This window comes from Providencia sp. PROV080, assembly GCF_033688105.1.
GTDB lineage: Bacteria > Pseudomonadota > Gammaproteobacteria > Enterobacterales > Enterobacteriaceae > Providencia > Providencia zhejiangensis.
This window is the reverse complement of sequence record NZ_CP096346.1, coordinates 502,667-513,446: the sequence shown is the minus strand read 5'-3', so window position 1 is coordinate 513,446 and position 10,780 is coordinate 502,667. Positions and strand designations below refer to the sequence as shown.

The window sequence follows — 10,780 nt, the reverse complement described above, 5'->3', positions numbered from 1 at the left end:
AGAGACATTTTTGTATCTTCATCTTCTGACAAACGGTTAAATTTCTTATTTTGCCTAAAAAACAGGCCATCAACCGCTTAATAAATAACCAAATTAACCCCATAATAACTCATGTAACTGCATGTATTTTGACCATATTTAGGATAAGTAACATGTTTTCACTCGCATAAACGTTAGCATTATTTATTAATTTCAGATCAAACACAAAAAAAAGGAATTAAAACTGATTTCAAATCAATTAAATACAAAAAATACACTTTAAAGACAAAACAATACAGTAATTTAGCTAAAGTCAGCCGGATAAAAGTAGCTCCCCCAAAATTATTCTGCTACTATTCGCTCGATTTTTGTTCAGAGAAATTAGGAGAAGCAAATGCCCTCTCGAACGATGAGGACAAACGCCGTCTTCGCTTTCTTACTGTTATTGTTATTTTCGGGTTTGAGTTTCGGCTCAACAAGTACCAGTACCACACTCAAGAAAGAGTATTCTCACAAGGCCGTGCAGAGCTCAAATCAGGCTCAAACCTCTCTGCCTGATTTGCGAAAATACCCGTCCGGTACACCACGTAAGAAAGCGTTTTTAAAAACGATTGTCCCAGTGATTGAAAAGGTCAATCAAGAAATAATGGCGGAACGTAAATGGTTACTTTCTGTTCGCTCGAATAAAAAATGGAGCGCTCAGGAGCTACGCCGTCTTGCTCAAATTTGTAAAAGCTACGGTATGACCTGTACCACCCCAAATAAAATGAATTGGGATAAGCTATTGAGCCGTGTTGATATCATGCCTACCCATTTGGTTGCAACTCAAGCAGCGACGGAGTCAGGTTGGGGAACATCACAGCTAGCACAGCAAAATGGTAACCTATTTGGTATGAGATGTGGCAGCGGTTGCCAACTAAAACAAGGAAAGATTAAAGGCTATTCCGCATATGATTCTGTTGAAGAAACAGTTTCAGCCTACATGAAGAACATGAATACTCACAATGCTTATGAGTCGCTACGTTCGTCTAGAGCGAAACAGCGTCTATCAAAAGATGAGTTGGATACAACAAAACTTATCAATGATATGAAAGGGTATTCACAGTTAGGTTCATCTTATAACCGCTATCTACAAGAGATGTACGTGAGCAATGAAGAACTGATTACACAGGCTCAAAAAACGGCATCAAATCGTATTTAATTTGTATCACCAGGTACACGTTCCTACTAGAAATCCACTTTTTTATAAAGTGGATTTTTTCTTATTGCAACAATGCTGATTATTAATATGATGTAAATATTCATTTATACTTCAAATGATTCGAGATGCAGCTAAACAATCGAGGTAAAGGATCGAGAAAACATGTGGATGTCGACGATTCGAGAGTCTCCTCTATCAGTCACGCTACAGTTCGGCCTTAACGAGTATACAACAATAATTAACAACCTGAGTCTTATATGAATTTTTTCTCATTCGAGTTTCTTGGCTCTTTTTTGGTGTTTTTCCTCATTTATTGGAGTTGCCAGCCTAGTGCAAAGCTTCAAAATGGGCTATTAATTACCGCGAGTTATTTTTTTGTTTATTCATTTAATCCTGATTTCGCCTATATATTATTCGGCTATACCCTCTTTATTTATTTTCTCACTAATTGGGTTTCGAATTGGCTTTCCAACAAATGGGTATTTACACTCCTCGCGCTTGGCATCATCGGTTGTTTTACTGCGTTTAAATACTATTCATTCTTTCAAGAAACACTCCAACAAACTTTCGATAAATTAGGCCTTAATGTCGGGCTGCCTATTATCGAATTATTAGCTCCACTTGGACTGTCTTTTTATGCATTCCATTCTGTAAGCTATACCGTTTCCGTATGTCGTAAAGAAATTCCTAAAGCGGACTTTTTTGATGTCGTGCTATACCTGAGCTTTTTTCCTAGTATTGTTGCAGGCCCCATCAACCGCGCTAAAAATTTTATTCCCCAGATCCAAACAGAGAGTCGTGAGATACTCGATGCTAGAAAAGCAATTTTGCTGATTTCATTAGCGCTGGTTAAATTGTTTCTCTTTAGTGCTTATTTATCTGAAAACTTTGTGAACCCCGTGTTCGATGCCCCGGCAGGTTTCAAGGCAGGCGAAATCTTAGTTGCTACCTATGCTTATGCATGGAACATCTATTTTAATTTTTCGGGGTATACTAACTTAGTCACAGGTATCGCCTTACTATTAGGTTTCCGCGTTCCTGTGAACTTTAATGCCCCTTATATGGCCGCAAACTTAAAAGAGTTTTGGGCTCGCTGGCACATTAGCCTATCAACCTTCATTCGCGACTATATCTACATTCCATTAGGTGGCAATCGAAAAGGCTTCAGCCGTATGAACACCAATGTCTTTTTAGCCATGGTAATTTCAGGACTATGGCATGGTGCTGCGATGACCTTTGTCATTTGGGGAGCAATACACGGCTTAGGGATCGTACTGCTTAACCTTAAGAATTTATGTATGGAAAAGTTAGGGTGGACAAAAAGCTTTCCTAATAAAACCGTCACAACGCTATTATCGCGGATCATCACATTCCATTTTGTCTGTTTTGCTTGGATATTTTTCCGTAGCCAAACTTTTGATGATGCATTAATGATGGTGTCACAGTTCGCCTCTCCTGACCTTATTGCCTCCATTAGGGCAAGTATTGGTTTATTGGTCGCATTTTGGGCTTTACTGTTGCTTTATCCCTATTTCGTCCAGTCGTATCATTATGTTGCAAGGAAATACCAAAATATTGCTTGGTATTATTACCCTATACCACTGGCTATTGTACTAACGATTATGTTTATGCTTTCACCTTCTGGGATGCCGGGATTTATTTATGCTAACTTCTGAGTTTAAAAAAAATCTAATAAAAACCGGACAAGTCTTTTTTATTGTTTTGGTAGCAGGAATATTATTAATTTGGCTGAATCAAGCCTCATTAGAACGCTTCTGGCAACAAAAATATCATCGAGATCCACCTTGGGCTGGCATGTCAGGTCATCCTGTTTGGGATTATGGTGCTTATTTGTATGATGGTACGCTGGCTGCGGGAAGTACCTTTGCCTACCACGCTTCGGGGCAGCATGCCAAAGACGTCGAAGAAGCTGAGGCGCTTGCTAATGCTTCTGCTCGCAGTAAAGCTGTTTTTCCTGAAGGTTATCAAGTTGGATTACATTTTCTAAATGGTTATATTTATCCTGCAAAATCATTGTCAGTGACCTTTCCTGAGCTATTGAAACGCCAACAGCAAAGAGCATCGTTGCAAACGGAAGGGGTCAGTCCAATAACCGTATTGCAAAACGATCCTATTGTCCCCAAAAGTATCGCGAAATTAGAAAAAGGTGACCAAGTTCTGTTTGCGGGCGACTCAATGATGCAAGGGGTCGCACCACATGTGAAGAACATGCTATTGAAAAAATATAATATAGATAGCATTAATCTTAGTAAGCAAAGTACTGGCCTTGCTTATCCGCGCTTTTTTAATTGGCCACAAACGATTGCGGACACATTGAATAAAAACCCTAAAATCAAAGTATTAGTTGTATTTCTCGGTCCTAATGACCCATGGGATATGCCACCCGATACGGGTTATAAGTATGTGAAATTTAAAAGTGAAATGTGGGAGCAGGTGTACCGTTCACGCATTAATGATATATTAATGACAGCGCGCCAACATCATGTCGATGTTATTTGGGTTGGCCCTCCCAACATGCGTAAAACGAGCCTATCAGAAGGTATGCAGTTCCTAAGAGATCTCTACCAGTCCGAAGTCAAAAATAATGGCGAAATTTATTTTTCTGTCAATGATGTCTTTAAATACAAGGACCTGACTTACTCTGATTATTTCGGCGATGAAAGCAGCAAAATTAAGCTTAGAAGTGGTGATGGGATCCATTTCAGTCCCAAAGGACAACAAGCGATTGCGGAAAAAGTGTTTTCATTAATTCATTTTGAAGAGGAAGAAAAGGTTCTTCATGAAGCAAAACAAACTGCGTCAGGCCAAGTCCAAATTAGCGGCAGCTAGTGCCATCGCATTGTTATCACTCAGCTTATTATCTTGTCAGCAGGATACAGAGCAGACACGTCACGGCTCGGCAGGCCATAGAACATCCATCAATGTGGATGTTCAAGGGCAGCTTATCAATAATGGGGAGCCGAATCTCCAGCAGTTTGCCAATAAGCTCAAGCAAGGTAATCAGCAGGTTCATATTGTCCAAATTGGCGATTCTCATACTGCCGCTGACTTTTTTAGTGGTGAGTTAAGAACGATGTTCCAGCAACGTTATGGTGATGCTGGCCCAGGATTTGTTCCTGCCATCTCAATACCCGGACAGCGTACCGCGACTATCAATCGTAAAAGTGATAAGCATCAATGGGAACTGTTCAGTAGCCGTAAAGATGAACGATTTGACTACCCTCTTGGAGGCTTAATCGCTCTACCCATGGCGTCACAGAGCTCTGTACAATTAATGCCATTACAGGTGGCTAATGGGACGTATCAGTTACAGGCTCTGTACCAAAACACCTCGGGTAGCCAGATGAGCATCTCTCCAGCTTCATCGTCTCCTATCGCATTACCAGCAACAGGGAACTCTTGGCGTTTTTCTTCCCCTGTTAGCACTCAGCTACCGTCTGACGTGACGGTGAGCAAGGATAACAATCTTAAATTAGGGGGTTGGTTGCTACGTGCCAATCATCCTGGGGTGATGTTATCAGCGATAGGAATTAATGGGGCGACCATCAATATGTTCGATAAATGGCAACCACAATGGGTGGATACGTTAGCACAGATGTCACCGGATATGGTGGTCTTAGCCTATGGAACCAATGAAGCATTTAACGACAATCTGGATTTAGTGGCCTATCAGCAAAGTCTCCGTGAAAAAATTCATCTCATACGCCAGCGTATGCCTGAAGCCGTGATTCTGCTGATTGGACCTAATGATTCCATCAAATTTAGCAATGCGCCAAGCTGCGAAGCGAAAATGCCTGTTCACCTAACCAATGTGATCAAAATCCAAAAAACTGTCGCAGCCCAAGAAAACGCTCTGTTTTGGGATTGGCAAGCCTTTATGGGTGGGCCTTGTTCAATACGCTCATGGGCAGCACAAGACCTTGCACGACCCGATAACGTGCATTTATCTGCCGATGGCTATAAGAAGAGCGCCCAAGGCCTCTATCGTCAACTTAGCCAAATGTTAAACTAATCAAATCAAAGGTGGCGAGAAACTTTCTCGCCATCTTTGATTGCAACCTTTAAGATATCGCACGTTCCCCCCTCGACCAAAACAGTATTGTTTATAACAACAGAGTACGGTAGTCTTACTAAGCTCTTTAGCGTTGGACATATTCTGTCTTGTCGGGTGATTAGCCAGACACTAATTTATTGTACACATTTAGGGTTGCGGTGTTGCCGCGCCCTTTATCAGGTCGCGGCAACACCGCTTCCTCTAGTAAAGAGTCCACCCGAAAGCCTACACGCTTTCGGGTTTTATAGGTAATATTATGCAGATTATCAAAAAGTTAGCGACACACTTAAATCAGCATGAATCCAATGTGAAGCTTTATCTGCAAAATGCACCATGCAAATACAAAGTCTATAAAATCCCTAAACGCACCATAGGCTTTCGAGTCATTGCCCAACCAGCAAAAAAGCTTAAAGAATATCAACGAGCATTTTTGCAGTTATATGCTTTTCCTGTTCATCCTTCTGCAATGGCCTACCGAGATAAGAAGAGCATCAAAGATAATGCACTGGCTCATAGCAAAAATCAGTACCTACTAAAAACTGACTTAGAGAATTTTTTTAACTCTATTACACCCGCTATTTTTTGGCGTTGCATAGAAAATAAGCCTCTATCTCATTTATCATTTTCCCCTCAAGAAAGAATACATGTAGAAAATATATTGTTTTGGCAACCAGCTAAACATAATGGACAATTATTAATGCTTAGCGTCGGTGCCCCATCATCTCCAACAATATCTAACTTTTGTTTATATGAGTTTGACCAGCAACTCAGTGAGATATGCCAACACCTTGATATTTGTTATACACGATATGCAGATGACCTCACGTTTTCGACCAATATCAAAGATGTTTTAAAACAATTACCTGATTTAATTCAAAAAGTACTAAAAACATTATATGGCAATGCATTACGTCTTAATCATTCTAAAACTGTTTTTTCGTCTAAAGCGCATAATCGCCATGTAACAGGTATTACAATTAATAATGAAAACCAGCTTTCTTTAGGCAGAGAACGAAAACGCTTCATTAAACATCTCATTAATCAATATAAATATGGATTACTCGATGAAGCAGATATGGGTTATCTACAAGGGCTACTGTCTTTTGCTCAACATATAGAACCTGAGTTTATTATTAGGATGAATGAAAAATATACTGAAGATCTAATGGTTCAAATTCGAAGAGGTCATAAATGACTAAACAACTAGAAAGAAAAGCCAGAGGCGGTAGTTTGCTGGCTGCATTTGAGCTATTTCAAATAACAAAAAATAGCCCTGAAGAATCAAATGAATGGTTAGATCTTTGCTGGTATTATCTCCAAAGCGGAGATAAAAATAAAAATGGCGTTTTTCAACCGACTAATCCTTTTTATCTGCGTTCTTTTTCATGCACTGACTTTCGCCGTTTTTCATCCTTAGAATTACAATTAGAAAAAGATCTTACTGTTATCATAGGTAATAATGGACAAGGAAAATCCAGCATTTTAACCGCTATTGCAAAAATACTAAGTTGGTTTAGTGCAAATATTTTACGGGAAGATGGAGCCGGACAACGTTTTAATGAATGGACTGACATAAAGAATGATGCCGAACTCGAATATACTGATGTTTTCAGTCATTTTTACTTTGGCCGTGGGTTAAAATTTATTCCTATTCGCCTTTCCCGCTCTGCCGTTGGATCAGCTACTCGACGCGATAGTCTCGTTAAAGACGTTAAAAATATTGCTGATATATGGCGTGTGATTAATGCACAAAAAGTTGTTAATTTACCTATTTTCGCCTTTTACTCCGTTGAACGTTCACATCCCTACATACGCCCGAGAGAAATATCAGAAATACGAGAAGAACGATTTGATGCTTATACTAATGCATTATCTGGGGCTGGTCGTTTTGACCATTTTATTGAATGGTTTATTGCTCTTCATAAACGAACTACACATGACACAACATCAGTTAATGAATTAAAACAACTCGTCAATGATTTAACAATATCCGTTAACAACGGTTTAGTCTCAGTAAAACCTCTGCTGGAAGATGCACAAAAAAAACTTAATGCGGCTTTAGAAAAAAATGCGATCGCGGACAATTTATCAGAGCAATATCAAAAACAACTTATCATTAAGGCAATTAGTCAGATTGTCCCAAGTATTAGTGATATCTGGGTAGAGATTACGTCAGGCATCGATAAAATCAAAGTCGTTAACGATGGACAAAAAGTCACTGTTGAACAGTTGTCTGATGGACAGCGCGTTCTTCTAGGCTTAGTTGCCGATCTCGCGCGACGGATGATTATGTTAAACCCACTGTTGGATAATCCATTTGAAGGGCAAGGTATTGTTTTAATAGATGAACTCGAATTACACCTACACCCCAAATGGCAGCAAGATGCTATTCCAAATTTAACCCGTATTTTTCCAAACCTACAATTTATTGTCACCACTCATAGCCCAATAGTGCTTTCAACCGTTGATAAGCGCTGTGTGCGTATCTTTAACGAATCAAATAATGGAAAAGAAATAACGCTGAATACGCCTGATTTCCAAACTAAAGGAGTTATCAACTCTGATATTTTAGAACTCGTAATGGAGGTTTCAGCGACACCACTTAAGATTGCAGAATCACATTGGGTTGATGATTTTGACCAAGCCCTAACACACGCTGACTATTCCCATAATTCTGACGCACAAGCTCTCTATCAAAAGATAAAACACCATTTCGGTGAAAATAGTATTGAATTAAAACGTTGTGATAACCTAATAAAAATTGCAGCAATGAAACTTAAAGTACAAGCAAGGAAAAATGAAAAGGATATCTAGGTATGAAACAACTGCAGCGGCAAGGCTCTCCTAGTTGTTTAGCTCATTTAATTGGCGGACAAAATAGCTGGAACGATGTTGATAGACTAGAATTATGGATCGCCATTGATGCCATGCAAAATAACCTTTGTGCCTATTGTGAGTGTCATTTAGGTCGTAAGCATATTGAACACTTTCGATCACAACATGATTACTCGCACCTAACATTTGACTGGAACAATTTATTTGGCTCTTGTGGTGACTCATCAAGAGCTGGTGGCTGGTCACGATGTGGGATCTATAAAGACCAATATGGAAGACCTTATAACCCAGATAATCTTATAAAGCCCGATGTTGATAACCCTTCTGATTTTTTACGTTTTCTCATATCGGGTTCTGTTCGTCCATGCAATGGGCTATCACCTCGAGATCAATTGAAAGCAGAAGAAACAATTCGTGTTTTTAATCTCAATAATGATGTCACGTTAACAAATAGAAGAAGACAAGCAATTGCTTTACAAATTGAAGCAATTAATGCCCTTAATGAATTAAAGGAAGATGTACCACCAGAAGATTGGGATGAACTATTACAAAGTCAGTTAGAAGAGCTGCAAAATACAGAGTTCGGTACTGCACTGGCTCAAGCTTACCGTTTTACTAGATGGTATTAACGAACAAAAACCCGCTCAATCCCCTCTGACTATCAGAGTAAATTGAACGGGTTACTGTTACTTAGAAATCTAAATTATAAGAAGGCAAAGAAAATCATTCCCACGATGGCACCTGTCGTACCCAGAATGGTTTCCATGACGGTCCAAGTCTTCAATGTTTGAGCTTCAGTTGCGCCAGTGAATTTACCAAATAACCAGAAACCAGAGTCATTCACATGGCTGAGGATTAAAGAACCACCAGAAATACAGGTCGCAAGCGCGGCTAACTGTGCACCTGAATACCCTAATTCACCAATCACAGGCAGGACTAGACCCACGGTCGTTAAACACGCCACGGTTGCCGAACCTTGAATGACACGAACAGCACCTGCCAGCACAAAACACGCGACTGCGATTGGTAAACCTGCACCGATTAATGAATCCCCCAGAGCAGGACCCACCCCTGAATCAACGAGTATTTGCTTAAACACACCACCCGCACCGGTGACTAATAAGATGATACCTGCGGGTTGAATCGCGGCTGAACACACTTCCATCACTTTTTCTTTATTCATGCCATAGCGGAAACCTAAACCATAGATAGCCAGCAAACACGCAAGCAACAAAGCAGTAAATGGATGTCCGATAAACTCTAGCCAATGTTCAAGATTCGAACCCTTTTCAACAAAATGGGTACCAATGGTCTTTAAACCCACCAAAACCAGCGGAAACAGGACTAAACTCAAGCTAAAGCCAAAACTAGGCATTTTGCCATGTTCCATGTTTGGCGCTTGATAATCAGCGGGAATATCGATGGTTACGTGTTTACTGATAAAGCTACCGAATAAAGGGCCCGCAAGTAGCATTCCGGGGATTGCCGCACACAAGCCAATCAGGATCATCCAACCATAGTCAGCTCCCATTTGCGAAGCCACCAACATGGGGGTTGGGCCTGGCAACAAGAAAGCCGCAGCGGCTGCGACCCCAGCAAATAAAGGAATCGCCATACGAACAACGTTATGGCCCGTACGGTTTGCCACCGCAAATACCACCCCAATCAAGAGAACAATGGCAACGTCAAAAAAGAGTGGTAATGCACAAATTAACCCAGCGATACCAACTGCGTAGTGCGCTCGCTTTTCACCGAACAAATTCAGTAGCTTCGTTGCAACCTGATCGAGTGCACCGGTTTCATGTAAAATTTTACCGAACATGGCACCCAATGCGACAACAATCGCCAAGAAGCCTAACGTTCCTGCCATACCTTTTTGCATCGTTGCCGTAATATCTTGAATTGGCATACCTGAAAATAGCCCTGCACCAATCGATACAATCATCAGTGCAACAAAGGCATGCAAACGTGCATACATGACAAGGAACAATAATAAGACAACCGAGCCGACGGCCGTCAGAACTAAAGTGAGCGTGCTTAATGCTTCAACAGGGGGGTTCATGGATTGCCTCCAGATACGATTTGGTGAATAGCTGTACAAGTATTCTCAATTACTTCATCGAGAGATGGGCGAATATCAATAACATGAACATCCTGTTCTTCTAATGTAGGTTCTTGTAATGCCTGAAATTGTGAAATTAGCATTTCAGGTTTAAAAAAGTGACCTTTACGTACTTTGAGACGTTCCGCAATGAGCTCTGCATCCCCTTTCAGGTAGATAAAATAGAGATTTTTATTTCCCTCTCTTAATCTATCGCGATAACTCTTCTTCAGTGCTGAACACACAACGAGAGAAATAGGGTTAGTCCGCTGCATAGCAAAAATAGCGTCATTTAATGCGGCAAGCCAAGGCTGACGGTCTTCATCATTTAATGCATGACCAGAAGACATTTTCTGAATATTCGCTCTCGGATGTAAAAAGTCGCCATCTAAAAAAACCGCATTGGTTTTTTGAGCGACACCGTTCGCGACTGCCGATTTACCGCTACCCGATACCCCCATGAAAACAAATGTATAATTTTGTGTTTGGGTATCACTCATTGGAAACTCCTCAGGTGTTAAATAATAAAAGGTACTTATTTTTTTGTTTACCGATAGTAGACATTCGATTGTTACCGGTAACAGTTACC

The 10,780-nt window shown here is 40.4% G+C and carries 9 protein-coding genes; 7 read left to right on the top strand and 2 right to left on the bottom strand.

Going from position 1 to position 10,780, the window contains the following annotated elements; translation table 11 throughout:
• Nucleotides 1-373: 373 nt before the first annotated feature.
• The 7 genes from M1F03_RS02205 to ptuB all read left to right on the top strand — a co-directional run bounded on the left by M1F03_RS02205 (nt 374) and on the right by ptuB (nt 8,719).
• Nucleotides 374-1,180: a protein bax gene (locus M1F03_RS02205; RefSeq protein WP_154621806.1), complete on the top strand. Its 807-nt coding sequence runs from the start codon at nt 374-376 to the stop codon at nt 1,178-1,180.
• Between the two features lie 257 nt (nt 1,181-1,437).
• Complete coding sequence (locus tag M1F03_RS02200) at nt 1,438-2,856, top strand: MBOAT family O-acyltransferase (RefSeq protein WP_154621805.1); 1,419 nt, start codon at nt 1,438-1,440, stop codon at nt 2,854-2,856.
• Nucleotides 2,843-4,030 carry a DUF459 domain-containing protein gene (locus tag M1F03_RS02195; protein ID WP_163860597.1) on the top strand — a complete coding sequence of 396 codons (1,188 nt, stop codon included), beginning with the start codon at nt 2,843-2,845 and terminating at the stop codon, nt 4,028-4,030. The genes M1F03_RS02200 and M1F03_RS02195 overlap by 14 nt, the downstream gene beginning before the upstream one ends.
• Complete coding sequence (locus M1F03_RS02190) at nt 3,981-5,213, top strand: SGNH/GDSL hydrolase family protein (protein ID WP_251464967.1); 1,233 nt, start codon at nt 3,981-3,983, stop codon at nt 5,211-5,213. The genes M1F03_RS02195 and M1F03_RS02190 overlap by 50 nt, the downstream gene beginning before the upstream one ends.
• A gap of 298 nt (nt 5,214-5,511) precedes the next feature.
• On the top strand, nt 5,512-6,450 hold the full coding sequence (locus M1F03_RS02185) for a retron St85 family RNA-directed DNA polymerase (RefSeq protein WP_251464965.1): 939 nt from the start codon (nt 5,512-5,514) through the stop codon (nt 6,448-6,450).
• Nucleotides 6,447-8,069, top strand: coding sequence for a retron Ec78 anti-phage system effector ATPase PtuA (gene ptuA, locus M1F03_RS02180; protein ID WP_251464958.1), 1,623 nt, complete (start codon nt 6,447-6,449; stop codon nt 8,067-8,069). Before M1F03_RS02185 ends, ptuA begins: the two co-directional genes overlap by 4 nt.
• Before the next feature lie 2 nt (nt 8,070-8,071).
• A complete protein-coding gene (gene ptuB, locus M1F03_RS02175) occupies nt 8,072-8,719 on the top strand; it encodes a retron Ec78 anti-phage system effector HNH endonuclease PtuB (protein WP_251464956.1) in 648 nt (215 codons plus the stop codon).
• A gap of 74 nt (nt 8,720-8,793) precedes the next feature.
• On the opposite strand, the gene gntU is transcribed toward ptuB, so the two are convergent.
• Nucleotides 8,794-10,152, bottom strand: a complete 1,359-nt coding sequence (gene gntU / locus M1F03_RS02170) for a gluconate transporter (RefSeq protein ID WP_154621802.1) — start codon at nt 10,150-10,152, stop codon at nt 8,794-8,796.
• On the bottom strand, nt 10,149-10,691 hold the full coding sequence (gene gntK, locus M1F03_RS02165) for a gluconokinase (RefSeq protein WP_154621801.1): 543 nt from the start codon (nt 10,689-10,691) through the stop codon (nt 10,149-10,151). The genes gntU and gntK overlap by 4 nt, the downstream gene beginning before the upstream one ends.
• Nucleotides 10,692-10,780: the final 89 nt, after the last annotated feature.